General features: G+C 68.9%; 21 protein-coding genes. 11 read left to right on the top strand and 10 right to left on the bottom strand.

Features of this window, described 5'->3' with window-relative positions; all coding sequences use genetic code 11:
- Positions 1-64: 64 nt before the first annotated feature.
- The 3 genes from Rai3103_RS02030 to Rai3103_RS02020 all read left to right on the top strand — a co-directional run bounded on the left by Rai3103_RS02030 (position 65) and on the right by Rai3103_RS02020 (position 5,137).
- Positions 65-2,707: a flavin-containing monooxygenase gene (locus tag Rai3103_RS02030; RefSeq protein ID WP_153571188.1), complete on the top strand. Its 2,643-nt coding sequence runs from the start codon at positions 65-67 to the stop codon at positions 2,705-2,707.
- Positions 2,708-2,831: 124 nt separating this feature from the next.
- Positions 2,832-3,401 (top strand): PadR family transcriptional regulator, encoded by a 570-nt coding sequence (locus Rai3103_RS02025; RefSeq protein ID WP_153571187.1) that lies wholly within the window; start codon positions 2,832-2,834, stop codon positions 3,399-3,401.
- 44 nt (positions 3,402-3,445) lie between these two features.
- Positions 3,446-5,137: an ABC1 kinase family protein gene (locus Rai3103_RS02020; protein ID WP_153571186.1), complete on the top strand. Its 1,692-nt coding sequence runs from the start codon at positions 3,446-3,448 to the stop codon at positions 5,135-5,137.
- A 127-nt stretch (positions 5,138-5,264) separates the two neighbouring features.
- Here Rai3103_RS02020 and Rai3103_RS02015 read toward each other — a convergent pair whose 3' ends face one another.
- Entirely contained in the window at positions 5,265-6,017 is a 753-nt protein-coding gene (locus Rai3103_RS02015) for a MarC family protein (RefSeq protein WP_153571185.1), read from the bottom strand.
- A gap of 190 nt (positions 6,018-6,207) precedes the next feature.
- Here Rai3103_RS02015 and Rai3103_RS02010 point away from each other — a divergent pair, with 190 nt between their 5' ends.
- Positions 6,208-6,534 carry a cupin domain-containing protein gene (locus tag Rai3103_RS02010; RefSeq protein WP_153571184.1) on the top strand — a complete coding sequence of 109 codons (327 nt, stop codon included), beginning with the start codon at positions 6,208-6,210 and terminating at the stop codon, positions 6,532-6,534.
- A gap of 27 nt (positions 6,535-6,561) precedes the next feature.
- On the opposite strand, the gene Rai3103_RS02005 is transcribed toward Rai3103_RS02010, so the two are convergent.
- Both Rai3103_RS02005 and Rai3103_RS02000 read right to left on the bottom strand, forming a co-directional pair.
- Positions 6,562-6,870, bottom strand: coding sequence for a hypothetical protein (locus tag Rai3103_RS02005; RefSeq protein WP_153571183.1), 309 nt, complete (start codon positions 6,868-6,870; stop codon positions 6,562-6,564).
- A gap of 185 nt (positions 6,871-7,055) precedes the next feature.
- Positions 7,056-7,853, bottom strand: a complete 798-nt coding sequence (locus Rai3103_RS02000) for a DeoR/GlpR family DNA-binding transcription regulator (RefSeq protein WP_228489087.1) — start codon at positions 7,851-7,853, stop codon at positions 7,056-7,058.
- 120 nt (positions 7,854-7,973) lie between these two features.
- Between Rai3103_RS02000 and Rai3103_RS01995 the strand changes: the two genes are divergently transcribed.
- The 3 genes from Rai3103_RS01995 to Rai3103_RS01985 all read left to right on the top strand — a co-directional run bounded on the left by Rai3103_RS01995 (position 7,974) and on the right by Rai3103_RS01985 (position 10,610).
- Positions 7,974-8,627, top strand: coding sequence for a bifunctional 4-hydroxy-2-oxoglutarate aldolase/2-dehydro-3-deoxy-phosphogluconate aldolase (locus tag Rai3103_RS01995; protein ID WP_153571182.1), 654 nt, complete (start codon positions 7,974-7,976; stop codon positions 8,625-8,627).
- Between the two features lie 37 nt (positions 8,628-8,664).
- Positions 8,665-9,978, top strand: a complete 1,314-nt coding sequence (locus Rai3103_RS01990) for an MFS transporter (protein WP_194793228.1) — start codon at positions 8,665-8,667, stop codon at positions 9,976-9,978.
- A gap of 62 nt (positions 9,979-10,040) precedes the next feature.
- Positions 10,041-10,610: a P-loop nucleotide/nucleoside kinase family protein gene (locus Rai3103_RS01985; protein ID WP_153571181.1), complete on the top strand. Its 570-nt coding sequence runs from the start codon at positions 10,041-10,043 to the stop codon at positions 10,608-10,610.
- A gap of 147 nt (positions 10,611-10,757) precedes the next feature.
- On the opposite strand, the gene Rai3103_RS01980 is transcribed toward Rai3103_RS01985, so the two are convergent.
- Positions 10,758-11,324 (bottom strand): NADPH-dependent FMN reductase, encoded by a 567-nt coding sequence (locus tag Rai3103_RS01980; protein ID WP_153571180.1) that lies wholly within the window; start codon positions 11,322-11,324, stop codon positions 10,758-10,760.
- A gap of 99 nt (positions 11,325-11,423) precedes the next feature.
- Here Rai3103_RS01980 and Rai3103_RS01975 point away from each other — a divergent pair, with 99 nt between their 5' ends.
- Positions 11,424-15,089 carry a hydantoinase B/oxoprolinase family protein gene (locus Rai3103_RS01975; protein WP_153571179.1) on the top strand — a complete coding sequence of 1,222 codons (3,666 nt, stop codon included), beginning with the start codon at positions 11,424-11,426 and terminating at the stop codon, positions 15,087-15,089.
- A 12-nt stretch (positions 15,090-15,101) separates the two neighbouring features.
- On the opposite strand, the gene Rai3103_RS01970 is transcribed toward Rai3103_RS01975, so the two are convergent.
- Both Rai3103_RS01970 and Rai3103_RS01965 read right to left on the bottom strand, forming a co-directional pair.
- Positions 15,102-15,719, bottom strand: a complete 618-nt coding sequence (locus tag Rai3103_RS01970) for an NAD(P)/FAD-dependent oxidoreductase (RefSeq protein WP_153571178.1) — start codon at positions 15,717-15,719, stop codon at positions 15,102-15,104.
- Positions 15,656-16,381: a flavin-containing monooxygenase gene (locus Rai3103_RS01965; RefSeq protein ID WP_153571177.1), complete on the bottom strand. Its 726-nt coding sequence runs from the start codon at positions 16,379-16,381 to the stop codon at positions 15,656-15,658. Before Rai3103_RS01965 ends, Rai3103_RS01970 begins: the two co-directional genes overlap by 64 nt.
- A gap of 377 nt (positions 16,382-16,758) precedes the next feature.
- Here Rai3103_RS01965 and Rai3103_RS01960 point away from each other — a divergent pair, with 377 nt between their 5' ends.
- Positions 16,759-18,051, top strand: a complete 1,293-nt coding sequence (locus tag Rai3103_RS01960; protein WP_194793227.1) for a plasmid pRiA4b ORF-3 family protein — start codon at positions 16,759-16,761, stop codon at positions 18,049-18,051.
- A gap of 178 nt (positions 18,052-18,229) precedes the next feature.
- On the opposite strand, the gene Rai3103_RS01955 is transcribed toward Rai3103_RS01960, so the two are convergent.
- From Rai3103_RS01955 to Rai3103_RS01940, 4 genes are all read right to left on the bottom strand, one after another.
- Complete coding sequence (locus Rai3103_RS01955) at positions 18,230-18,766, bottom strand: YceI family protein (RefSeq protein WP_153571175.1); 537 nt, start codon at positions 18,764-18,766, stop codon at positions 18,230-18,232.
- A gap of 74 nt (positions 18,767-18,840) precedes the next feature.
- Entirely contained in the window at positions 18,841-19,128 is a 288-nt protein-coding gene (locus Rai3103_RS18915) for an isoamylase early set domain-containing protein (protein ID WP_153571174.1), read from the bottom strand.
- Positions 19,056-20,681: an alkaline phosphatase family protein gene (locus Rai3103_RS01945; RefSeq protein WP_228489085.1), complete on the bottom strand. Its 1,626-nt coding sequence runs from the start codon at positions 20,679-20,681 to the stop codon at positions 19,056-19,058. The genes Rai3103_RS18915 and Rai3103_RS01945 overlap by 73 nt, the downstream gene beginning before the upstream one ends.
- 144 nt (positions 20,682-20,825) lie before the next feature.
- Positions 20,826-21,470 (bottom strand): NADPH-dependent FMN reductase, encoded by a 645-nt coding sequence (locus Rai3103_RS01940; protein ID WP_228489084.1) that lies wholly within the window; start codon positions 21,468-21,470, stop codon positions 20,826-20,828.
- Positions 21,471-21,568: 98 nt separating this feature from the next.
- Between Rai3103_RS01940 and Rai3103_RS01935 the strand changes: the two genes are divergently transcribed.
- Entirely contained in the window at positions 21,569-22,411 is an 843-nt protein-coding gene (locus Rai3103_RS01935; RefSeq protein ID WP_153571171.1) for an SDR family NAD(P)-dependent oxidoreductase, read from the top strand.
- 101 nt (positions 22,412-22,512) lie between these two features.
- Entirely contained in the window at positions 22,513-25,155 is a 2,643-nt protein-coding gene (gene mgtA, locus Rai3103_RS01930; RefSeq protein ID WP_277872995.1) for a magnesium-translocating P-type ATPase, read from the top strand.
- Positions 25,156-25,229: the final 74 nt, after the last annotated feature.

Raw genomic sequence — 25,229 nt, 5'->3', positions numbered from 1 at the left:
CATACCCGGGCGTGAGGCTGGTCACATCGACAGAGTCGTCGAGCCGAAGAAAGGGACCACCCACATGACCGATCGCCAGGCCACCGGCCGTACCACCGCCTCCGGGCGCACCGCAAGCGCCGACCACGACGTCATCATCGTCGGGGCCGGCTTCGCCGGTATTTACGGCGTCCACACGTTCCGCGACCAGATGGGGCTGGACGTCCTCGGCTTCGACGCCGCCGACGACGTCGGCGGCACCTGGTACTGGAACCGCTACCCGGGTGCGCGGGTCGACATCGAGAGCGTGCACTACTCCTACTCCTTCGACCCGCAGTTGCAGCAGGAGTGGCACTGGACCGAGAAGTTCGCCGCCCAGCCGGAGATCCTGCGCTACCTCAACCACTGCGCCGACCGCTACGACGTCCGGCGCAGCTTCCGGTTCGGCACCCGCGTGGTCGCGGTGAGTTGGGACGAGGAGGCCAGTCACTGGCGCGTCACCACCGACAAGGGCGAGACGCACACCGCCCGCTGGTTCGTCTCCGGCGCGGGCACCCTCTCGGTGCCGAAGACCCCCGAGTTCCCCGGCATCGAGAACTTCGCGGGCGAGGTGCTGCTGACCGGTAACTGGCGCGAGGACCACGACCTGGCGGGCAAGCGCATCGGCATCATCGGCGTCGGTTCGTCGGGCATCCAGGCGATCAGCACGATCAGCAAGCTCGCCGAGGAACTCTTCGTCTTCCAGCGCACCCCCAACTACGCCACCCCGATCGGCAACCACCCGACCGACCCCGTCGAAGAGGCGGCGGACAAGGCGCGCTACGCCGAGCTGCGCCAGGCCTCGCGGAACCACTTCCTCGGCGTCCCGTACGCCGACGTCCAGCCGTCCGCGCTGGCGGCCTCGCCCGAGGAGCGCCGGGAAGTCTTCGACGATCGGTGGAACAAGGGCGGCTTCCGCTTCTTCATCGACTCCTTCGGGGACATCCTGAGCAACAAGGAGGCGAACGACACCGCCGCGGACTACATCCGCGAGAAGATCCGGCAGCGCGTGGTCGACCCGGCGACGGCCGAGCTGCTCTCGCCGACCGACTACCCGTACGGCACCAAGCGCCCGCCGCTGGAGATCGACTACTACGAGGCGTACAACCGCCCGTCCACCCACCTGGTGGACGTGAAGTCGAACCCGATCGCGGCCGTCACACCCACCGGCCTGCGGCTGTCCGACGGCACCGAGTACGCGTTCGACGTACTGATCCTCGCGACCGGCTTCGACGCCTGCACCGGACCGCTGCTCGCGATGAACGTCACCGGCCGCGGCGGGGTGACGCTGGCCGACGAGTGGGCTGACGGCCCGCAGACCTACCTCGGGCTGACGATGGCCGGCTTCCCGAACTTCTTCGCCGTGACCGGTCCGCAGAGCCCCTCGGTGCTCTACAACATGCCGCTGGCCATCGAGGACCACATCGACTTCATCGGCGACGCGATCGCGTACATGAAGGAGCATGGGCACGCCGTGATGGAGGCCACCGCGCAGGCCCAGGAGCAGTGGGTGGCGGAGACGAACGCGCTGTGCGAGTTCACCCTGCTCCCCGAGTCCGCCTCGTCCTGGTACATGGGTGCCAACATCCCGGGCAAGCCCCGCCGGGTGCTGGTCTACCTCGGTGGCGCCCCGCGCTACCGGGCCATCTGTGACAACGTGCAGCGCAACGACTACCGCGGCTTCGCCTTCGCCGCCACGAGCGCAGGGCTGGCGGCCGCCACCTCCTCGCCGGCGCTCGACCCCTGCCTGATGTTCATCGTGGAGGCGCTGCGGGCGCAGGGCTTCACCGGCTTCCCGAACGCCGGTGTGGAGGGCAGCCGCGCCGCCGTCGAGGGCTTCGTGGACCTGCAGGCGCCGCGCAAGGAGGTCGGGGCGGTGATCGACCGGTCGTACGGCGCTGATCCCGAGCAGCACTTGCGGATCTTCGTGCCCGAGGGCGAGGGACCGTTCCCGGTGCTGGTCTACGTGCACGGCGGCGGCTTTGTCACCGGCAGCATTGAGGTGGTCGACGAGCCGGCCCGTGACCTGGCCTCGCGGGCGGGTGTCATGGTGGTCGCCCCGACCTATCGTCGCGCTCCCGAACATCGCTTCCCGGCCGCCCACGACGACGCGTACGCCGCCCTCGCCTGGACCGCGGCCAACATCGAGGCGTACGGGGGCGACCCCGGCCGGCTCGGGATCGCCGGTGACTCCGCCGGTGGGCTGCTCGCGGCTGCCGCGGCGATCCGGGCGCAGCAGGAAGGACCGGAGCTGTCGGCCCTGTTGCTGGTGAACCCCCTGATCAACCCTGTCGCCGACACCGCATCGCGGCGGGAGTACGCCGAGGGGTACGTGATCGAACTGGCCGACCTGGCGTGGTTCGGCGCGCAGTACCTCAACGGTCCCGAGGAGGTGGCCGACCCGCGGCTCGCCCTCGACGCCGCCGACCTGACCGGTCTGCCGCCGACCCTGATCCTCGCCAGTGAGTACGACACGCTGCGCGACGAGGCCGAGCAGTTCGCCGAACAGCTCCTCGCCGCAGGGGTGGAGACGAGCGTGGAGCGCTTCGACGGGATGACCCACGACGCGTTCCTGCTCTCCGGCGCGGTGTTCCGGTGCGTGGAGCAGCGTCTCGCGGCGGCGGACTTCCTCCGCAGCACCCTGGTGGAGAGGGCCGAGGAGTACGACCTGCAGACGGTCACCGCGTGAGCGACGCCGTCGTCGCGAGGGCCGGCCCGTGCTCGGGTCGGCCCTTCCGTGTCCTTGCCCGGCGATCTACCCTGGCGGTAACGACAGGTCGCGATATGTCGCGACGCGATCAAAGGGGAACGTCATGTATCGCCATCATCACCCCGGCCCCAAGGGCCCCGGCTTCCAGCCTCTCTTCGACATGGCCGCTCGCTGGGAGGGGTTCGCCGGCCCGGGTCCGGGTTCCTTCCCCGGCGCCGGTCGCGCCCGCCGCCGCGGCGACGTCCGTTCGGCCATCCTGCGCCTGCTGGCGGAAGAGCCGATGCACGGCTACCAGATCATCCGCGAGCTCTCCGACCGCAGCGAGGGTGCCTGGAAGGCCAGCGCGGGCTCGGTGTACCCGACCCTGCAGATGCTGGCCGACGAGGGACTCGTCGACGCGGAGGAGTCGGGAGGCAAGAAGGTCTACCACCTGACCGACGCCGGTCGGACGGCCGCCGCCGAGTACGAGGGCAAGCGGGCTCCGTGGGAGGACACCGGCCCGCTCGGTGGATCCCCGGCCGCCGCGCTGAACGAGTACCGCCAGGCCGCCGCACACCTGGCCCAGGCCGTCTTCCAGGTCGGCACCACCGGGTCGGAGGCCCAGCGGGCCGCCGCACAGGAGATCATGGAGTCCGCGCGCAAGCAGCTCTACGGCATCCTCTCCCAGGACTGACCGACGCCCGCGCCCAGTCCTGTCCCGCCACGTCCGGAGGTCGCATGAAGGAGTCGGTCCTGCGCGCCCGTTATCGGCGCATCGTGTGGTTCTTCGCCCGGGTGACGGCGAGCTTCATCTGGTGGGAGATCGTCGTGCGGCGGCTCGGGCTGGGGCGGCTCGCGGATCGTACGAGGACCCGGCGCAACGCCCGGACAGCCGCGCGGTTCCGGCTGCTCGCCATCGCCATGGGTGGCCTGATGATCAAGGTCGGCCAGTTCCTGTCCGCCCGCCTGGACGTCCTGCCGGTCGAGATCACCCAGGAACTGTCCGGGTTGCAGGACCAGGTGCCGGCCGAGGACTTCGCGGCCATCCGCGAGGTGGCCTCGGCCGAGCTCCCGCTGCCGCTCGCGGAGCACTACGCCTGGTTCGACGAGGAGCCGCTCGCCGCGGCCTCGCTGGGCCAGGTGCACCGGGCGCGGCTGAAAGAGGCCGACGCCGCCGAGCTGGGCTTCGGTGACGTCGTCGTCAAGGTCCAGCGCCCGCACATCCAGCGGGTGATCGAGGTCGATCTGTCCGCGCTGCGGCGCGTGGCGGGATGGCTGACGCACTACAGGCCGGTCGCCTCCCGGACCGACGTACGAGGGCTGGTCGAGGAGTTCGCCACTACCACGCTGGCGGAGGTCGACTACCTGGCGGAGGCGAGCAACGCCGAGACGTTCGCCGCCAACTTCGCCGAGCACCCCCAGGTGTCAGTGCCCCGGGTGGTCTGGGAACTCACGGCCCGCCGCGTGCTCACCCTCGAGGACGTCAGCGCGATCCGGATCGGCGACCACGACGCCATCACCGCCGCCGGCATCGAGCGCGGCGAGGTGGCCACCGTACTGGCCGACACCTACTTGCAGCAGATCTTCGTCGACGGGTTTTTCCACGCCGACCCGCACCCGGGCAACCTGTTCGTCACCCCGCGACCGTACGCAGTGGCGGGGGAGCCGGACTGGACGCTGACGTTCGTCGACTTCGGAATGGTCGGCCACGTGCCCGACGCCCTGCGGGAGGGACTGACCGAGGCGCTCATCGCCGTCGGGACGCGGGACGGCGCTCGTCTGGTGCACAGCATGCAGACCCTCGACGTACTGCTGCCCGGCGCGGACCTGCCACTGATCGAACGTGCGACGCTGCAGGTCTTCGAACGCTTCGGCGGGATGAGCATGAACCAGTTGCGCGGGATCGACCACGCGGAGATGATGCGGTTCGGCCTGCAGTTCCGTGAGCTGATGCTCGACCTGCCCTTCCAGCTGCCGGAGAACCTGCTGATGCTGGGGCGCTCGATCGGGATCCTGTCGGGGATGTGTACGGGGCTGGATCCCGACTTCAACATCTGGGAGACCATCACTCCGTACGCCAGTGAGCTCGTGGCGGCGGAGGGTGGCTCGGCCGCCCAGACGGTGCTCGCCGAGGCGGGCAAGATCTTCACGCTGGCGCTGGGCCTGCCGGGGCGTACGGATCGCGTCCTCACGATGGCCGAACGCGGCGAACTGAGCCTCCAGACGCCGCTGCTGACCCGGCAGGTGCGCCGGCTCGAGCGGACCATCAACCGCACCAACGGGATCCTCGTCTTCGCGGCCGTGCTGGTCGCCGGGGCCCTGGTGATGGGGACCGACCCGATGCTCGGCCGGTGGCTGATGGGTCTGTCGGTCCTGCCGCTGGTGTGGGCGATGGTGGTGGGGCGGCGTGGGCCACACGGGCGGCTCTGAGCCGAGCGATGCGGTCCGTCGGCACGCCGCCAGGGGCTGAACCGTGGCGCAGGCAGGGTACGACTGAGCGACCATAGGGCAAACCTATGGCCGGTCACTCCATGGCATGGGCTGCGGCGGATGCGCCTCAGCGCAGGGCGGGGATGAGCTGCTGGAGGCCGGCGATGATCATCGCGACGCTGATGGCGGCCAGGATCATGCCCATCAGGCGGGTCATCACCGTGCGGAGCGTCTCCGACATCCGCCTGCCGATCGCCGGGGCGAACCAGAGGACGACGAAGAGCGCGGCGAGCACCACGAGCAGCGCGACCGCGACGGACACCATGCCGCCGATGCCTCCGGCCTGACCGGTGAACACGATGATCGATGTGATCGTGCCGGGTCCCAACATCATCGGGAACGTCAGTGGATAGAACGAGATGTCGGCGTCGCCCTCGGTTGTCTGGCCGCTGGCATCGGCCGCTGTAGTGCCGTCGGAGCCGGCTGTGGCTGTGCCCGATGTCGAGGGCGTTCCCGTCGCGGAATGGGCCGCCGCCATCGCGGACGGCCGCCGGCTTCGCATCTCGGCCTTCTCGCTGTTGGAGCCCTCGTGGGCCGAGCTGCCGCCGTGCAGCATGCCGAGGCTGATGGTCATCAGCACGATGCCCCCGGCGACCCGGAAATCATTCACCGTGATGCCGAAGAACGACAGGATCGCCGAGCCGGCGGCCATCACGACGGCGCTCATCACCAGGCTGTAGAGCACCACCCGGACTCCGGTCCGGCGCTGCTGGGATGGACTGTCGGCGGCGGTCAGCGCCAGGAACATGGGCAGCGCGACGAACGGGTTCATGATCGCGAAGAACCCGCCCAGCGCCTTGACGAACAGGGTGACGTCCATGAATCCACCGTAGGAGCCAGGCCTGAGGTATCGCCGTGGGCGCGCTGTCGTTCGACGCTCCACCGATGGCCAGCGGACAGGGAAGCCACGTCCTGGCCCCGCCGTTCACCCCACAGGGGTTCACTCGTGCCGATGATCCGAGGATCATGGCGACTACCAGCCGCACGACCGAACCGAAGAAGGGTGAACCATGGCCAACCCGAATGTGCACGACATGGCGCGCAACCTCACCGAGAAGGCCGCGAGCGAGGACGCCGGCCGGGCCAGCCACACCCTCTACGGCGGCCACGACAAGGCCCTGCGGCAGACGTTGATCGTTCTGCAGGAGGGCCAGGAGTTGGCGGCGCACGAGAGCCCGGGGGAGGCGACGCTGCTGGTCCTTGAGGGTCGCGTACGCGTGAGCGCCGGCGACGGGGAGTGGGAGGGCGCCGATGGTGACCTCGTCCCGATGCCGCCCTCGCGGCACAGCGTGGCAGCGCTCAGCGACGTCGTGATGCTGCTGACGGTCGTCAAGTAGGCTGCGCTCGCCCGCACTACCCCGGCGTCACTCCGACCCGAGCCGGGATGCCAAGGTGTCGAGATCGGCCCGGATCCTTGCCACCACCCCCGGCGTCGAGGTGTCCAGGGACGCCAACTGGGCGATCAGCAGCTCACCGGCCATGGTGGAGACCGGGAGACCGCGCCGTTCTGCCTCGGCCACCAATGCCTCCCATTCCTCGACGGGCAGCCGGACCTGGAGCGTCTTGTCCCACCGGCTCTCCCGCCGCGGTCGGTTCCCCGGCGGGATCCGGGCGTCGCCGAAGCGCTCGACGACGTCGGCGTCTGTCGGGGTGGAGCCGTCGCTGATCTGCATCGGTTCGCTCCTTCTGGTCTGCCCTTCTGGCTGCCCTGATCGGCACGGGGCACAGCGTTCATGGCGCGTGGCCTCATCGGCAGTCTAGGGCGGGTCGGACGCGCTTCCGGGGATCAGCGGTAGGTAGTTCGCAATTGCTCCATAGGGCAAACCTATGACCCCTCCGTCCATCAGTGGGTCGAGCGTCAGCTGCTGCTGCTCGGATGGACGGTGTAGAGCTGGACGCCGCGAGAGGTGACGGATTCCTGCTCCTCGGCCGACAGCCCGTCGTCAGTGATCACGCCGTCCAGCGTTGCCAGGGGAGTGACACGGTAGCGCTCGAAGGCGCCGAACTTCGTGCTGTCGGCGAGGAGGAGGGACCTCGCCGACGCCTCGAGCGCCGCCTTCTTGAGCAAGGCGGTGTCGGCGACGGGGACCGTGACGCCGAACTCCGCGTCCCAGGTACCGGTGCTCATCAGATAGAGGTCGATTGCCAGGCTGCGTACTGTCGCCGCAGCGAGCGGACCATTGCTGGACGAACGGTCGCGGTCGATGACGCCACCGGTGTGGATCGCGTCGATGTGGCGGTATGGACCGAGTGCCTCCACGGTGTGGAAGTCGTTGGTGACCACCGTGATGCCCGTACGGTCCGCGAGGTGAGGAACAACGGCCTCGCAGGTCGTGCCGGCGTCGAGGAAGACCACCATGCCGTCGTCGACGTGGCTGGCGGCGGCGGCCGCGATCGCCTGCTTGCTGGGCATCTCGAGGGTGCTGCGGGTGGAGCGTTCGCGGGGTGGTTCACGGGGCGTACGCTCCGCAAGCCGCACCCCACCCTGGACGGCGACGACACGTCCCTCGGCCTCGAGGGCGGCGATGTCGCGGCGGATCGTCATGTGCGAGACGTTGAGCGTGTCGGTCAGGCTCCGGGTGCTGAGGACGCCCGCGTCCTGGAGTAGACGCAGCAGCTCCTGTTGACGCTGCTCAGGGATCATCGATCCGCTCACGTGAGTCCTTTCGGGTGCGGCCACCCCAGGTGGTCATCGCTGACAAAATCTGTGAATCCGTGAGCCATCCTAGACGCCCCTCTAGCCAAGGTGTGAAGAAATGTTCTAGAGTGAGCATCAATGTTAACCAAGTGGGATTCATGGAGCGCCATCGTGCAGACCGGTGCCCTCCTTATTGTGCGTCTGCCCAGCGCCGACGAAGCGCTTGAGGTGGCTCATGCAGCCATCAAGGGGGGCATCCGTGCCCTCGAGATCACCCTGTCCGTGCCGAACGCGCTGGGCATCATCAGCGAGCTCAGCCAGCGATATGCCTGTGACGGTGTGCTGGTCGGTGCCGGGACCGTACTCGACGCGCAGTCCGCATACTCCTGTATCCAGGCCGGGGCGCGTCTGCTGGTGAGCCCCAACCTCAACCCGGAGATGCTCAAGGTCGCCAACCGCTACCAGGCGCTGAGCATCAGTGGTGCCTTCACCCCGACCGAGATCACCGACACCATGGAGGCCGGCGCCGACATCGTGAAGCTGTTCCCGACCGCTCTGGGTGGCCCGGCGTACGTGAAGACCGTCCGCGAACCCCTTCCCTGGGCGCCGATCCTCCCCGCTGGTGGTGCGGACGCCGCCAACGTTCACGAGTGGTTCGATGCCGGGTCGGTCGCGGTCGGTGTCGGCAGCGCCATCACCAAGGCAGCACGCGTCGACGGCGACTACCAGCGGGTCACCTGCGCAGCCGAAGAATTCCTCAGGGCCGTGGCTGCCGCCCGATCGACCGCCTAGCCACACCCCCAGTACCGTTCAGTCACAAGGAAGTGTCATGAATCAGTCAACACATGTCGACCGTGGAGCCACCCCGCTCAGCGGGCCTGATGCCCCGAGCCACGGACCGATGAACAAGGTGCGCTGGGCCATCGTCGCCCTGCTCGTCGTCGGCGGCGTCGTCAACTATCTCGACCGGTCGACCCTCAGCATCGCCAACACCACGATCGCCAAGGAGTTCCACCTCGGCCCCGTGCAGATGGGCCTGCTGCTGTCGGCCTTCTCCTGGCCGTACGCCATCGCCAACCTCCCGTCGGGCTGGCTGGTCGACAAGTTCGGGCCCAAGAAGATGTTCGCCTGGGCCGCCGGACTCTGGTCCATCGTCAGCATGTTGATGGCGATCGCCGGCTCGTTCGGTGCGATGTACGCGCTGCGGGTCCTTCTCGGGGTTGCCGAGTCCCCGTTCTTCACCTCTGGCCTCAAGGTCAACCAGCGCTGGTTCAACCAGGAGGAGCGCGCCGTCCCGGTGTCGGTGGTCAACACGGGCTCCCAGATCGCCAATGCCGTCGCCCCGCCTCTGCTGGTGGCCATCATGCTGGCCACCAGCTGGCGAGGGATGTTCATCATCATCGGTGCGCTCGGCCTCGTCGTTGCGGCGGTCTGGCTCCGCTTCTACCGCGATCCGGCCCTGCAGGAGTACCGCGCCATCCATGGCCGCGAGCAGGCGGCGGCCGAGCCCACCACGCAGGCAGATCGGGTCGGCTGGGGCGAACTGTTCAAGCACTCGAACACCTGGTTCATGATCCTGGGCGCCTTCGGCATCTTCTACACCGTCTGGGTCTACCTGACCTGGCTGCCCAGCTACCTGCAGAAGTCGCTCGGATTCAGCCTCACGACCATGGGCTGGGTCGCGATGCTGCCCTTCATGTGCGGCATCGCCGGTGTCCTGGTCGGTGGTTGGCTGTCGAACGCCCTGCTGCGGCGTGGTGTCAGCACCGTTCTCGCCCGCAAGATCCCGATCGTCGGCGGTGCCGCCCTTGCGGCCGCCGCTGTCCTGCCGGCCGCGTACGTGACCAATGTCCCCGGGGTGATCGCCCTGCTGTCGATCGGCTACTTCTTCGCCCAGGTCCCGATCGGGTGCCTGTGGACCCTGGCTGCCGACGTCGCTCCCGCGGAGCAGGTGGCCTCCCTGGGGGCCATCCAGAACTTCGGTGGCTTCATCGGCGCTGCCGTGGCTCCGGTGGTCACCGGCGCCATCCTCGCCGCGACCAAGCAGTACTCGCTGGTCTTCGTGGTCGGCGGTGTCCTGCTCATCGTGGGTGCCCTCTCCTACGGCCTGTTCGTGAAGGATCGGTCCCACCGGACCGCCTGACACCCCACCTCCGCCCCGGCCGGCAGATCGCCGGCCGGGGCGGCAGTCAGTCAAGGAGAAACATGCCCACACTGCTGTTCGTGGTCGGGCCTGCCGGCAGCGGCAAGTCCACCTGCGCGAAGTCCATCGCCCGACGGCTCCGCGCCGCCTACGTCGACAAGGACACTGTTGCCACCGGATTCACCGAGGCGCTGCTGGTCCAAGCGGGAACCGACCCTCACGAACGGGACAACAACGCCTACTACCAGGACCACGTGATGGACCTGGAGTACGAGACGATCCTGCGGATCGCCACCGACAACCTCCTGCTCGGCATGTCGGTGGTGCTCGACGCCCCCTTCGGCCGTTACCTCGGCGACGACCACTACGTGATCGGCGCCGCTGAGCGGCTCGGGTGGCCAGAGGACGTACGGCTCGTGGTGGCCCACGTCCGGGTCGACGGCGAGGTGATCCGCCAGCGCCTCGTCGGCCGAGGGCTCGAACGTGATGCCTGGAAGGTGGGGCACTGGGGCGAGTTCTGGTCCACCGCAGGTGACGTGGTGTGCACCTGGCGTGGTGCTGAGCACCTCAGCGTCGACAACAACGGCGACGAACCCGACCTGGACCGATTCGAGGCGGAGCTGCATCGGTGAACCGAGCCTGACGCCGGGGCATGGTCCGCAGGCATCCATAGGGCTCAGGCATCCATAGGGCTCAGGCATCCATAGGGCAAACCTATGACGCCGTGGTGGTAGGGAGACTCTGGGCGCTGGGAGACTTGGCGGCGTCGCGAGGCGTCTTCAGCGCTGGGCGTGTCGTACGGGTGCGAGGGCCTCTCCCCACGCGACGACCTGGTCGAGCATGGCGTGGAGGACCTTGATGTTGTGCTCCCGGGGCGTGAAGCGGCGATGCTCATCGAAATCGCTCGCGAACGGCAGCACCACCTGGGCGCGGACATCGGCCATCATCAACTCGCCGGCGATGCCCCGGAGGTGCTCGACGGCGCGTACGCCTCCGTGGGTGCCGTACGAGATGAAGCCGACCGCCTTGTGATTCCACTCGCCGTACAGGTAGTCCAGCGCGTTCTTCAGGACGGCGGGGACGCTGTGGTTGTACTCGGGCGTGACGATCACGAACGCGTCGAAGCCGGCGACGGTCGCGGCCCACTGTCGGGTGTGCTCGTGCTCGTAGCGGCCCCGCGATGGTGGCAGCGGTTCGTCCAGCAAGGGAAGCGGATGGTCGAGCAGGTCGATCAGTTCGTACGTGGCATCACCGCGCTGGGACGCCAGTTCCAGCGCCCACTCGGCGACGTCCCTGGCGTGGCGGTGGGGCCGCGTCGATCCGACGATGATTCCGATCCGTGTCATCACACCTGCTCCCGTCTTTCGCGCGCACAGTAATTGTCCACGCCCCTCGAAAATCGCCGCGACGTCCGCGCGGGCCGTGTCGGGTGTGACGATGGGTGCATGAGTGCGGGGTGGGAGTTCTGGATCGACCGGGGCGGGACGTTCACCGACATCGTCGCGCGTCGGCCCGATGGGCGTCTGGTGACGGCCAAGCTGCTGTCGGAGAACCCGAGCCGGTACCGCGACGCCGCCGTCGCCGGGATCCGTGCCCTGCTCGAGACGCCCGACGACGCGCCGGTGCCGGCCGCCCAGGTGGAGGCGGTCCGGATAGAGGCGGTGCGCATAGAGGCGGTGCGGATGGGGACGACCGTGGCGACGAATGCCCTGCTGGAGCGCAGGGGGGAGCGCACCCTGCTGGTGATCACCCGCGGTTTCGGCGACGCGCTGCGCATCGGCTACCAGAACCGTCCCCGCATCTTCGACCGTCACATCGTCCTGCCCGAGCAGCTGTACGAGCGCGTGGTCGAGGTCGACGAACGCGTCACCGCGCAGGGGACGGTGCTACAGGCGCCGGACCTCGACCGGTTGGGCGACCAACTGCGTCAGGCCCACGCCGACGGGATCCGTGCGGTCGCGGTGGTGTGCCTGCACAGCTATCTCCACCCGGCCCATGAGCGGGCGATCGGTGCGCTCGCCGAGCAGGTCGGTTTCGACCAGATCTCGCTGTCCTCGGAGGTCAGCCCGCTGATGAAGCTCGTCCCGCGCGGCGACACCGCGGTCGTCGACGCGTACCTGTCCCCGGTGCTGCGCCGGTACGTGGACCAGGTCGCCGACCAGCTGCGAGGCGTACGGCTGATGTTCATGCAGTCCAACGGTGGGCTGGCGGAGGCGGGGCATTTCCGTGGCAAGGACGCGATCCTGTCCGGGCCGGCCGGGGGGATCGTCGGCATGGTGCGGATGTCGGCCCTGGCCGGATACGACCACGTCATCGGGTTCGACATGGGCGGCACCTCGACGGACGTGTCGCACTACGCCGGGGAGTACGAGCGGGTGTTCACCACGCAGGTGGCCGGGGTGCGGCTGCGCGCCCCGATGCTGGACATCCATACGGTGGCAGCTGGCGGTGGCTCGATCCTGCACTTCGACGGCAGCCGCTACCGGGTCGGCCCGGACTCGGCGGGAGCCGCTCCGGGCCCGGCCTGTTACCGCGGCGGTGGTCCGCTCACGGTGACCGACGCGAACGTGATGGTCGGTCGCATCCAGCCAGCGCACTTCCCGGCGGTGTTCGGTCCTACCGGCGACCGGCCGCTGGATGCCGAGATCGTCCGACGTCGCTTCACCGAGCTGGCCGCGGCCATCCGCACGGCGACCGGCGACGACCGTACTCCCGAGGAGGTCGCCGAGGGATTCCTGCGGATCGCCGTGGCAAACATGGCCAACGCGGTCAAGAAGATCTCGGTCCAGAAGGGACACGACGTCACCCGCTACGTGCTGACCACCTTCGGTGGCGCGGGCGGGCAGCATGCCTGCGCGGTCGCCGATGCGCTCGGCATCCGCACCGTGCTCGTCCCGCCGATGGCCGGCGTGCTCTCCGCGCTCGGCATCGGCCTGGCCGACACCACCGTGATGCGGGAACAGTCCGTGGAGGTCGGCCTCGAGCCCGCCGCTCTGGGACGGTTGGCGGCCGTCGCGGACTCGCTGGAGCAGGCCGCGCGTGCCGAACTCCTGGCCGAGGGAGTCCCGGAGGATCGGATCCGGGTGGTTCGCCGGGTCCACCTGCGCTATGACGGGACCGACACCGCGATCCCGGTCGACCTCTCCGGGCTCGACGCCATGACCGCGGCGTTCGAAGTGGCCCACCGCGCGACGTACTCGTTCCTGATGGAGCGTCCGCTGATCGCGGGAGCCGTCTCGGTGGAGGCGACCGGCCTCACCGAGCAACCCGACCTCTCCCACCTCGGCGACCCCGACGCCGATGCGGATGCCGACAGCGCCGAGACCGCCGACGCCACGCCGGCGACCGTTCGGGTCCACCTGGGTGGGGCGTGGCGCGACGCGCCGCTGCGTCACCGGGAGCGGATGGTGGCGGGGGAGACGGTGGCCGGGCCGGCGATCATCGCCGAAGCCAACGCCACCACCGTCGTCGACGCCGGCTGGCGGGCGACGCTCACCCGGTCGGGACACCTGATCGTCGAACGCGTGGTGGCGCCCGCGCAGCCCGAGGCGGGGACCGAGGCCGATCCCGTCCTGCTGGAGATCTTCAACAACCTCTTCATGTCGATCGCCGAACAGATGGGCTTCCGGCTGGAGGCGACCGCGCAGTCGGTGAACATCCGCGAGCGGCTCGACTTCTCCTGCGCGCTGTTCGATCCGGACGGCGACCTGGTGGCGAACGCCCCGCACATCCCGGTCCATCTCGGCTCGATGGGCACCACCGTGAAGGAGGTCATCCGCCGTCGCGGCACGGCGATGCGGCCCGGTGACGTGTACGCGGTCAACGACCCCTACCACGGTGGCACCCACCTGCCCGACATCACCGTGGTGACCCCGGTCTTCGACGATGCGGGCGAGCACCTGCTGTTCTTCGTCGCCTCGCGCGGGCACCACGCCGAGATCGGCGGGATGACCCCCGGATCGATGCCCGCTGACAGTCACGAGATCCACCAGGAAGGGGTGCTGTTCGACAACTGGCTGCTGGCCGAGGACGGACACTTCCGCGAGGAGGCCACGCGCCGCCTGCTCCTCGAAGCTTCCTTCCCGTCACGCAATCCCGAGGCCAACCTCGCGGATCTACGTGCCCAGATCGCCGCCAACCAGAAGGGCGTCGACGAGGTCCGTACGATGATCGACCACTTCGGCCTGGACGTCGTGCAGGCTTATATGCGCCACGTCCAGGACAACGCGGAGGAAGCCGTACGCCGCGTCATCGACAGGCTCGAGGACGGCGACCACCGCTACCTGATGGATTCCGGCGCGACGATCGCCGTACGTGTCAGCGTCGACCGCGCCGACCGCAGCGCCACGATCGACTTCACCGGGACCTCGCCCCAGCTGGACACCAACGGCAACGCGCCGTCGTCGGTGGTGACCGCCGCCGTGCTGTACGTGTTCCGGACGCTGATCGCCGACGAGATCCCCCTGAACGACGGCTGTCTGCGCCCGCTGCACATCGTCATCCCGGCCGGGTCGATGCTCGCGCCGACGTACCCGGCCGCGGTCGTTGCCGGCAATGTCGAGACGTCCCAGGCCATCACCGGTGCGCTGTACGCCGCGCTCGGTGTCCAGGCGGAGGGGTCCGGCACGATGAACAACGTCACCTTCGGCAACGCGCGGCACCAGTACTACGAGACGCTCGGGTCGGGGTCCGGCGCCGGGGAGGGATTCGACGGGGCGTCCGTCGTACAGACCCACATGACCAACTCGCGTCTCACCGATCCCGAAGTCCTCGAATGGCGCTTTCCCGTGCTGCTGCGGGAGTTCGCGATCCGGCGCGGCAGTGGTGGTGCTGGACGATGGCGGGGCGGTGACGGCGGCGTGCGTCGACTCGAGTTCACCGAGCCCATGGTCGTGAGTACGTTGTCCGGTCATCGCCGGGTGGCCCCGTACGGCATGGCGGGTGGGTCACCCGGGGCGCTGGGACACAACTCCGTGGAGCGAGCCGATGGCACGGTCGTCGAGCTCGCCGGGTGCGACTCGACCGAGGTCGGACCGGGCGACAGCCTGGTGATCGAGACTCCGGGCGGTGGTGGATACGGAGCGCTCTCGATCCCCCGCGGGGGAGTGTGATCGATAATTCTTCTATAGGTCTTCCCTATGTATGCGAGTTGGGATGCGGACTTCCCCGGGATGTCGACCCAGGTGCCGCAGCACGCCGTTCGCCACGAGCGGTGCGTCGTCGGCGGCTCCGCGCAACAGCGAGGAACTCTGCGTCCGCATGAAGAGCGAGCCGGAGAAGAACAGGCCGGCCACGACCGAGGAGGCGCCGTCCGTCTGGAGCGGTAGGCCCATCTCGTCGAAGGCCTCCGCGGGTCCGATCCACGTGGCGTACGCGGGCCGATAGCCGGTGGTCAGGACGATCGCCCCGACCTCACCGAGATCCAGTTCCTGGAGCCCATCGGCGGTGAAGGGGCCCGGGCTCGGCAGCGTCGGTGGGGTGATTCCGCGGGCCTGGCAGCCGCGCTGGATCAACTGGCACATCATCGCGTAGCGCTGGTCGCCCGACTCCACGCAGTCGACCAGGTCTCCCGCGAACCGGGCCATCCCGTCCTGGACATCGACCAGATGGCCACCCAGCCCCGCGCCGGCTGCCTGCAGGGTACGCGTGGTCAGGTCGTGCCCGCCGTCACGGCCGGTCATCTGGCCGCCACCGGCCAGCCGCATCCGCGGATCGGGCAATTGGTCGGGGCGGGTGTCCATGACGCCCGAATCGAGCATCCAGTCGGCGAAGTCCCGCCCGTCGGCGCGTCGGGGGCCCAGGGAGCCTTCCCGCAGGCGAGCACCACGCGACGTCCGGCGATCAGGAGGTCCTCGGCGATCTGGCATCCGCTCTGCCCCGACCCCACCACCAGCACGGTTCCCTCGGACAGGGTCCGCGGGTTGCGGTACTCGCCCGCCTCGACCACCTGGATGCCTTCCGGGATCGCGCTGACCCACGCCGGACGGCGCAACCGTTGGAAGGCGCCGGTTGCCACGACCACGGCACGGCTGACGAGTTCGTCCCCGTCCGTGGTCCTCAGCTCGAACCGGCCGTCAGGTCGCGGACGGAGTGAGGCCACCTCCACGCCGGTCCGCACCGGGGCGGAGAACGAGGTCGCGTAGTCCTGGAGAAAGGTCACGACATCGTCGCGGGCGAGGAAGCCGTGCGGGTCGGGGCCGTCGTACGCGCGTCCTGGTAACCGGACGAGGTGGTTCGGTAAGACCAGGGTGAAGGAGTCCCAGCGCCCCGCCCAGGAACTGGCGACGCTGTCCGTACGCTCCAGGACGACGTGGTCGACCCCGGCGGCCGCCAGTTCGTGGCTCACCGCAAGACCGGCGTGACCAGCACCGACGACAACGACATCGAGACTCTCGCTGGCCATGATGACTCCTGCTCTCAGCGGCGCCCCCGACCCTGCCGACTCCGATGATATGACGCACGTCACATGCCGTCACGTGGTCGTGGTGGCCAATGTCCAGGGATCGTCGACTTCTGGCGTGTGTCAGACGCGGCCCCTACCGTGGAAGACAGCTGGGAACGCCCGAAGGAGTCCGTGATGCCCGACCCGTCCACCCTGCCCTGCCGTCTCACCGTCCGCATCGGCCGGCACCGGCCGCGGACCTGGCGCGGCTGCAGCACAGGTTCGGGGCGGGCGCAGTGAACGGCGTCACACCCGCCGGCCCGGAGAACGTCATCCCGTTCCCAAGCCTTCTTGAGCCGCCGCCTCGACCGGTGCTCCTGCCTCGTCGTGAGGACCGCGTGACCTACGTCGTGCGTGTCGATCTCGATGATGTCGAGCCGCCCATCTGGCGGGAGCTTCGGCTGGCCAGCGACCTGACGCTCGCCCGGCTCCACGAGATCCTGCAGGTCACGATGGGGTGGACCGACTCGCATTTGCACCACGTCACCATGGGAGCCGCCGCGCCGGGCACGGTCCAGCCCTTCGTCACTCCCTACGACGAGGAGGAAGGGGCGGAGGGGATCCCGGAGGCGGACGTTCGACTCGACCAGGTGTTGGCGTCCGTGGGGGATGCGCTGTCGTACGAGTACGACTTCGGCGACAACTGGCAGCACACGGTGCGCCTCGAGTCGGTCGAGCCGCGCGCGGCCGAGGACCCGCAGGCGGTGTGCGTGGCGGGTGCGCGGGCTTGTCCACCCGAGGATGTCGGCGGGATCGGCGGCTACGGCGAGATGCTGGAGGCCCTGGCCGGTGCCGATCCTGGGAATGAATGGCTGGCGGACCTGCTGGCCTGGCTCCCGGACGGATACGACCCGGCGGAGTTCTCTGTCGACCGGGTGAACGCGGCGCTGGCGAAGGGCGTGGTACCCGACCTCAACCAGTGGCATCCCGCTCTCGCTGACCTGCTGTATCGAGCGGGCGGTTCGGGACTGTCACCGGTGGGTGAGCTGATCAAGGAGGCCACCCGTGGCCCGGTCGAGCTGACCGCGGAGCAGGTCACGGCGGCCGTCCACCCGTACGCGCATCTGCTCCGCACCGTGGGAGACGGGCTGAAGCTGACCGCGGCGGGCTACCTGCCACCGAGGATCGTGGCGGCGCTCGTCATCGAATTGGGCCTCGACAGGCTCTGGATGCGTAAAGGTAATCGCGAGGACTCCACCTTCCCGGTCCTCGCGCTGCGGGAGTCGGCCACGTCCCTCGGGCTCCTGCGCAAGAGTCGAGGGACTCTGCTGGTCACCAAGGTCGGGCAGCAACTGGTGGATGACCCGCGGGAGCTCCTGCGACACATCGCTTCCCGCCTCCCGCTGGGGCGGCCGGCGGAGCGCGACGCAGGACTTCTGGCGTTGTTGATCACCGCCGCCGGGCTCGACGAGTATCGAGCGGGAGACCAGCTCGCGCCTCTGCTGGAATACCTCGGCTGGAGTGTGGCTCAGGGCGACATGCGCTACGCAGCGATCGCCGCTGCCGGTCCAACCATGCACGTGCTTGATTCGCTCACGGGATGGATGGGGGGCGACCGCGCGCTGAAGGCCGACGTCGCCAAGGGAGTTCTCAGCGTCGCAGTGGTGCCGGGGTCTCGCTCCACGCGATGAGCTGGTCGAGCATGACGTTGAGGACCCGCACGCTGTGCTCACGATGTGTGAAGGTGTGACCAGTCTCGAAGTCGGGAACGGCAGCACCACCGGTAACGTTGAGGCCGGATGGCATAGGGGAGACCTATGGATGGGCGGGCGACGAGGTCCCTCCCTGTCATCCCGCGGGAGGCGATCCTCAGAGTCGTACGGTGACCTCCAGGTCGACCGTGTCCCCGACTTTGAGTGCGCCCATCATGAAGCTGAACGGCTTGATGCCGAATGCCGACTGGGTGATCTGGGTGATCAGCCGATACTGCGATTCCGCAGCCGTGATGCGGAGGATCTGTGGCTGCGTCCGGCCGTGCAGGGTAAGGTTCCCCTCCAGCGCCAGTGCGTCCCACGTCCCCTCAGCCTTCGTCGAGGCGAAAGTGACCTCGGGATACTTCTGCACCTGGAGGGACTTCTGCGAGCTGGTGAAGATCTCCAGCGCGTCCTTCACGGGCACCAACTTGCCGGGGATCCGACTGCCCTTGATGGCCAGCGACCGCAAGTCGGCAGTGACCTGGAGCGCGGTCTCGGTCGGTTCCTGACCGATCGTGAGGGATGCGCTCCAGCGATCGATCCGGAGGGCGAGTTCGTGGCCCATGCGAGCCATCGGCCCCTCCACCCTCGTGAGGAGCAGGAGTTCTCCGTCGTCCTGGGTGAGCGTGCGCGTTCCTGGTGTGAGCGTCATAACAGCAGTGTCCCCGGTCGACGCATCGAAAGCCCTGCGCCGGGCCGAGTGAGCTACCCGCCGCCCGGGGGCCCTCAGGCCCGGACCGTCACCACGCTGCCGTGCTCGTCGACATAGTCGGCGTCCGGATCGTCGAACCAGTGGCCGTTCTCGCCGAGGTAGCGGAAACGCAGCGTCGAGCCGGGGTGAACCGTGACCGCGGCACTGAGGGTGCCGTTGCTGCGGCGCCGAAGCACGTGCGTGCAGGGCGTCCAGTTGTTGAAGTCGCCGACGACGCTGACCTTTCCGGTTACGGCGTCCGCGGGAATCGCGAACGTGAGCCTGAGGGCGGAGGTCTTCCGGTCACGGGCAAGCCTGAGCACTGTCGTGCCTTTCTCTGTTCAAGGGGCAAGGTCACGGTCACCGATGACAGCGGTGGGATTCTAACCGGGCGGGGTCCAGGCTCGAGAATCCCACCGGGTACCGCGCTGACCGGCCTACTCGGGTTGCGGCCCCGCGATCGATGCGGCGGCCACTGCCTCTGCCCGGCTGATCGAGGCCTGCCCGGCCTGCTCGATGTACTGCTGCGCCTCGGCTGCACTGGCGAACGCCGGCGCGAGTTCCACGCCCGAATCGTGCGCCACCAACTCGGCGAGCGCGTGCTGCATGTGCGACACCTGGGCGGCCAGGTGGGCGGGGAGTGTCGACGGGGCGGGGCGGTGACGCCCGCCAACGGATCGTCGGTCCGCGCCGTCTCCAGGGAGAACACCGCGCCGAAATCCGGCGCGGCTGCGTCGCGGGCAGTCAGCGCCGGAAGCCCCCACCGACGTTCGAGCGTGGCGAGCACGCTCGTGTGGTCGAGGGGGACGTCCGTGGGTGAGCGGAAGACCGTCCCGGCGGGGATCAAGGGGCTGATCAGCACCGTCGGGACACGTACGCCGAAGCGGGTGAAGTCGAAGCCGAACTCCCCGATGCTGGCGTCGGGCGGTGTGGCACCCCAGGGCGGCGCCACGTGGTCGTAGCAGCCGCCGTGTTCGTCGAACGTGATCACCAGCCCCGTCGTCGGCCACTGCGGTGACGTACGTACGGCGTGGTAGGTGTCCAGCAGCAGTTGTTCGCCGCGCGCCATGTCGTAGTTGGGGTGCTCGCTGTTCCCGCTCGAGGACCAGTTCGGCTCGAGGAAGGTGTACGCGGGGAGCGTCCCGCCGGCACAGTCGTGCTGGAAGTCGGCGAACTGCCCGAAGTGGTCCGGCGTGGCCCCCGCGGTGTCGGGGAAGTCCCGCTGGGTCAACGACGTGGCGTCATAGCCGCAGATCCTCCACCTCTGACCGGCCTGCTCCAATCGTCCGAAGATTGACGGCACGGTGAACACCTTGGTGTGGTTGTCCAGATGACCCTGGCTCGTGCCGGCGCTCACGAACGCGCGGTTGGGCATCGTCTGGGTGGGGACCGAGCAGAACCAGTGATCGCAGACCGCGAAGCCCCGCGCGAGCGCCGAGAGCACGGGCAGGGTCTGCGGCGAGTGGCAGTTCATGATCCACTCGGGTTTCGTCCCCGGGACCACGTACCAGTGACGCTGCAGGTTGTCGGCGATCGCGGTCGCGTAGTTGGTCACGAAGCCCTGCATGGCCGGGCGGGTGCCGGCCGCCGGGGCGGTGCTCGACCCGAACAGTTGCTCGTTCGTGTTCACGTAGCCCTCGCCGGGGTCGGCGCCGGGCATGAAGTAGACGCTCGGGGTCGACGGCGTCATCCGTACCACGGTCACGGGGTTGCCCGATGCGTCGGGACACGATTCCTGGCCGGTCAGGCCTTCGAACGGTTGGCCGGTCGGCGAGATGTTGCCCGCGTCCGCGTAGAGGAAGCCGAGCATGTGGTCGAACGAGCGGTTCTCGAGCATGAGGACGACGACGTGGTCAATGGCGGCGAGTCCGGACACGATGCTTCTCCCGACGTGAGTGTGTGACCAGTGTCACTCTCCTCGTCGGGCGCTCGGAACCCCCTCACCGGTGAACGCCCGGCAAACGTGATGTTTGCCTCGGCCGGGGCTCGGCGCCCCAGGCCTGGAGGCTGGCTCCGAACCCTACGCGTCCGGGGCGGCGGCGCGTGCTCGCCGCTCGGCCTCTGCCCGGCGACGCAGGGGTGCCAGGGCCTCACTCCACGCAACGACCTGGTCGAGCATGACGCCGAGGACCCGCGACGCGTGCTCCCGGGGTGTGAAGATGCGGTGGTTCTCGAAATCGGTGGCGAACGGCAGCACCACCTGCGCCCTCACATCGGCCATCATCAGCTCGCCGGCGATCGCCCGGAGGTGCTCGACGGCGCGTACGCCGCCGTGGGTGCCGTACGAGATGAAGCCGATCGCCTTGTGGTTCCATTCGGCGTACAGGTAGTCCAGCGCGTTCTTCAGGACGGCGGGGACGCTGTGGTTGTACTCAGGGGTGACGATGACGAACCCGTCGAACCCAGCCACCGTCGCCGCCCACCGTCGCGTGTGCTCGTGCTGATAGTGCCCCATCGAGGGAGGCATCGGCTCGTCCAGGAGCGGCAGGGGATGGTCGCGCAGATCGACGATTTCGTACGTGGCGTCGCCGCGCAGCGACGCCAACTGCAGCGCCCACCCAGCGACGTCATGGGCGTGGCGGTGGGGCCGCGTCGATCCGACGATGATGCCGATCCTGGTCACCGGACGTACTCCCTTCTCTCCCAGGGTAGGTCCGCTGTCCACGCCATCCCTGTGGCGATCCGCCCGCGACCGGGCGCCCTGTACAGGACCCGTTGCCTGTTGCCCTTGTCACCTCGACCCGGATGGCATAGGAGAGTTCTATGGAACCGCAGAAGGACCTCCTGTCCGGCCGTGTTGCTGTCATCACCGGGTCGACGCGCGGGCTAGGCCTGGCCATGGCCAGGCTGCTGGGCCGGCACGGCGCCACGCTGGTGGTGGCCTCGCGGTCGGAGGCCGATGTCGTGGCGGCGGTGGACCGGCTGAGGGCCGAGGGGATCGGGGCGTACGGACGCCGATGTGACATCGGGGAGTGGGGCGACGTCGAGGCGTTACGCGATGAGGCCCTCGCGCACGGAACGCTCGACATCTGGGTCAACAACGCCGGCACGTCAGGGGTGTACGGTCCTACGGCGTCCACGCCGGTCGACGACTTCACCCGGGTCGTACGGACGAACATCCTCGGCACCTTCCACGGGGCGAGGATCGCGCTGCCGGTGTTCCTCGACCAGGGCCACGGAGACCTCGTCAACGTGTACGGGCAGGGGGATCGCGGCCCGGTGGCGCTGCAGAACGCGTACGCCTCGAGCAAGCGCTGGGTGCGCCAGTTCACCGAGACCCTGCAGGCCGAGACGAAGGGGACCGGGGTCCGGGTGCACGGCATGAACCCTGGCCTGGTGGTGACCGACCTGCTCGGCAAGGTCACCGCGCAGCGGGGCTACGAGTCGCGGCTGACCGGGCTCCAGGTCGTCGTCGGCCTGTGGGGACAGACACCGGAGGTGGCCGCCCGTCCCCTGCTCGGGCTGGTCACCTCCGGCAAGGCCGACTTCCGCGACCTGACGCGGCGGACGATCGTGACGCGTGGCGTACGCAACCTGCTCGCCGGACGCGTACGCCGCCGCAACCGGATGCCGATGGACATCACGGTGCTGGACGTGGACCGATGAAGTATCTCGCCGGCCCGCATGAGCCGAAAATCCCGCGGGCGGTTGCCGGTCGCAACGGCGCCGTGAGGCGCCGACGCGAGGCGCCGGATCCGATCATCCCCGTGGCCATCAGGCAGTCCGACGCGCTGGGCGAGGCCTCGGCAGCCGGCGCCGAGGAGGTCCTGGCATCCCTCGGCGTGTCGATGGTCAAGGGACTGTCCAGTGCCGAGATCACCGAACGTCGGGCCCGCTGGGGTCCAAACGCCGTGGCTACGCATCGGGCGCACGTCGGGCAGGTGCTGTGGCGCCAGGTCCGCTCGCCGCTGCTGTTGCTCCTGCTGGTCACCGCGGCGGCGTCCTCCTTCCTCGGGGAGCACAGCGATGCGGTCATCATCGGAGTGATCGTGGGGCTGTCGGTGGGCCTCGGCTTCGTCAACGAGTACCGCGCCGAGCGTGCCGCCGCGGCCATGCACGCGAAGATCCGCCACACCACCGTTGTCCGCCGTGACGGGGTGCTCAGCGAGGTGGACGTGACCGACCTGGTGCCGGGTGACCTGGTGACGGTGAAGATGGGTGATGTCGTTCCGGCCGATCTCCGGCTGGTCGAGACCTCTGACCTCGCCTGTATCGAGTCCATCCTCACCGGTGAGGGCCTGCCCGCGGACAAGTCCACGACCCCGGTGCCCGCAGGGACGGCTCTGGCGGAGTTGACCGACTGCGCGCTGATGGGCACGGTGGTCTCCTCCGGGGAGGGGCGGGGGGTCGTTGTCGCCACCGGCTCGCGCGCCGTGTTCGGCCGGATCGCCGCGGGCCTGAGCGCGGCCGAGGTCGAGACCGGCTTCCAGAAGGGCCTACGGCGGTTCTCGATGTTCCTCGTGGAGGTGGGTGGCGTGCTTACCGCGCTCGTCTTCGTCATCAACGTCCTCGGGCACAAGCCACTGCTGGACGCCCTCATGTTCAGCCTGGCGATCGCGGTCGGGATCACCCCGCAACTGTTGCCCGCCGTCGTGTCGACCAGCCTGGCCGCTGGTTCCCGGCACCTGGCCCGGGTCAAGGTGCTGGTCAAGCGGCTGGTCTGCATCGAAGACCTCGGCGACATGGCACTTCTCCTCACCGACAAGACGGGCACCCTCACCGAGGGCCGGATCCGGTTCATCCGCCAGCGCGCCTGCTCTGGCGTCGATGAGACGGCACTGACCCGGCTGGCCCTCCTGGCGACAGAGAGCGACGTTTCCGCGGGGCGTCCGGTCGGCGGCAACCCGCTGGACCAGGCCCTGTGGGACGGCGTGCCCGGCGACGTCACCAACCTCGCCGGCTGGATGAAGGGGGACCTCGTGCCGTTCGACCACCGACGCCGGATGACGTCCGCCGTGGTCCGAGACCCGGGCGGGGCAGGTCTGCTGGTGACAAAGGGGGCGCCTGAGGCGGTCCTGGACCGATGCCGGGAGGTACCCGAGGATCTTCGCCGTGCCGTGGAAGAGGAGTTCGCCCAGGGCAACCGGGTGGTGGCCGTCGCGTCCAAGCGCTGGGATCTCGCCCGCGCCCCGAGGGCCGACGACGAGCACGGCCTCTCCCCGGCCGGGCTGCTCGTCTTCCTCGACCCGCCGAAGGCCGGCGTCGGAGCATCGCTGGGCCGCCTCCGGGAACTGGGCGTCGACGTGAAGATCGTCACAGGCGACAATCCCGTGGTCGCCCTCAAGGTCTGCCGGGACATCGGCCTCACCGACGGCACCGCCATCACCGGCCCCGAACTCGCCGGCCTCAGCGACGACGAGTTGGCGGCCAGGATGCCGGGCATCACGGTGTTTGCGCGGGTCAGTCCCGAGGACAAGGCGCGGATCGTGCATGTGGGCCGGTCCCGTACTGGTGGTGTGGGGTTTCTCGGTGACGGCGTCAACGATGCGCCGGCACTCCACGCCGCCGACGTGGGTATCTCGGTCGACACAGCCACCGACGTCGCGAAGGACGCCGCGGACGTGATCCTGCTCGAGAAGGACCTCGATGTCCTCGCTGACGGTGTCACCGAGGGCCGCAGAATCTTCGCCAACACGATCAAGTACGTGATGATGGGCACGTCCAGCAACTTCGGCAACATGTTCTCGGCGGCGGGTGGCTCGACGTTCCTGCGGTTCCTGCCGATGCTGCCGGGCCAGATCCTGCTCAATAATCTGCTCTACGACGCCGGGCAGCTGGCCATCCCGACCGACCACGTCGACGAGGAGAGGCTGCACCGGCCCTCACACTGGGACATCGGCTTCATCCGGCGATTCATGCTCGTCTTCGGCCCACTGAGTTCGCTCTTCGACTTCGCCACCTTCGCCCTGATGCTGGGGCTGTTCCACGCCGGGGAATCGTTGTTCCAGACCGGCTGGTTCGTCGAGTCCCTGGCGACGCAGGCACTGATCATCTTCGTGATCCGTACCCACCGCGTCCCGTTCCTGCGCAGCCGTCCCAGCCTCGCGCTCACCGTGACGAGCCTGGCCGTGGTCCTGGTCGGCGCCGTCCTGCCGGCCACGCCGGTGGCGCGCCTGCTGGGCTTCACACCCTTGCCCGTTGCCTACTTCGGGATGCTGGTGGGGCTGGTGGTGACATACCTGGTGCTCGTCGAGCTCGGCAAGTACTGGTTCTACCGGGTGGCGGCGATGCCGACCCCGGCGCAAGCGCCCAAGGGCGCGGTGGTCCGACCACATGCTCGGCGGGTGCACCGGCGGGCGGCGCCGTTCCATGTGTCACCGTCGAGGTCGGGACGGCCGCGGACGAGGTGAGAGAGGATCCGCGGCGTCGCCCGGCGCCAGGAGGTCCGGAGGAGGACACCACGAACGCCTTCCCCTGCGGGGGC

This window comes from Raineyella fluvialis, from assembly GCF_009646095.1.
Taxonomy (GTDB): Bacteria; Actinomycetota; Actinomycetes; order Propionibacteriales; family Propionibacteriaceae; genus Raineyella; species Raineyella fluvialis.
Note: the sequence above shows the minus strand (reverse complement) of the source record. Positions and strands in the feature narration are given on the sequence as shown.

Coding starts and splice junctions, on each gene's coding strand:
- Rai3103_RS01985 (WP_153571181.1), top strand. CDS start 10,041: ATGCCCACACTGCTGTTCGTGGTCGGGCCTGCCGGCAGCGGCAAGTCC.
- Rai3103_RS01975 (WP_153571179.1), top strand. CDS start 11,424: ATGAGTGCGGGGTGGGAGTTCTGGATCGACCGGGGCGGGACGTTCACC.
- Rai3103_RS01990 (WP_194793228.1), top strand. CDS start 8,665: ATGAATCAGTCAACACATGTCGACCGTGGAGCCACCCCGCTCAGCGGG.
- Rai3103_RS02025 (WP_153571187.1), top strand. CDS start 2,832: ATGTATCGCCATCATCACCCCGGCCCCAAGGGCCCCGGCTTCCAGCCT.
- Rai3103_RS01995 (WP_153571182.1), top strand. CDS start 7,974: ATGTTAACCAAGTGGGATTCATGGAGCGCCATCGTGCAGACCGGTGCC.
- Rai3103_RS01965 (WP_153571177.1), bottom strand. CDS start 16,381: ATGGCCAGCGAGAGTCTCGATGTCGTTGTCGTCGGTGCTGGTCACGCC.
- Rai3103_RS01970 (WP_153571178.1), bottom strand. CDS start 15,719: ATGGACACCCGCCCCGACCAATTGCCCGATCCGCGGATGCGGCTGGCC.
- Rai3103_RS01935 (WP_153571171.1), top strand. CDS start 21,569: ATGGAACCGCAGAAGGACCTCCTGTCCGGCCGTGTTGCTGTCATCACC.
- Rai3103_RS02020 (WP_153571186.1), top strand. CDS start 3,446: ATGAAGGAGTCGGTCCTGCGCGCCCGTTATCGGCGCATCGTGTGGTTC.
- Rai3103_RS02015 (WP_153571185.1), bottom strand. CDS start 6,017: ATGGACGTCACCCTGTTCGTCAAGGCGCTGGGCGGGTTCTTCGCGATC.
- Rai3103_RS02005 (WP_153571183.1), bottom strand. CDS start 6,870: ATGCAGATCAGCGACGGCTCCACCCCGACAGACGCCGACGTCGTCGAG.
- Rai3103_RS02030 (WP_153571188.1), top strand. CDS start 65: ATGACCGATCGCCAGGCCACCGGCCGTACCACCGCCTCCGGGCGCACC.
- Rai3103_RS01955 (WP_153571175.1), bottom strand. CDS start 18,766: ATGACGCTCACACCAGGAACGCGCACGCTCACCCAGGACGACGGAGAA.
- Rai3103_RS01980 (WP_153571180.1), bottom strand. CDS start 11,324: ATGACACGGATCGGAATCATCGTCGGATCGACGCGGCCCCACCGCCAC.
- Rai3103_RS02010 (WP_153571184.1), top strand. CDS start 6,208: ATGGCCAACCCGAATGTGCACGACATGGCGCGCAACCTCACCGAGAAG.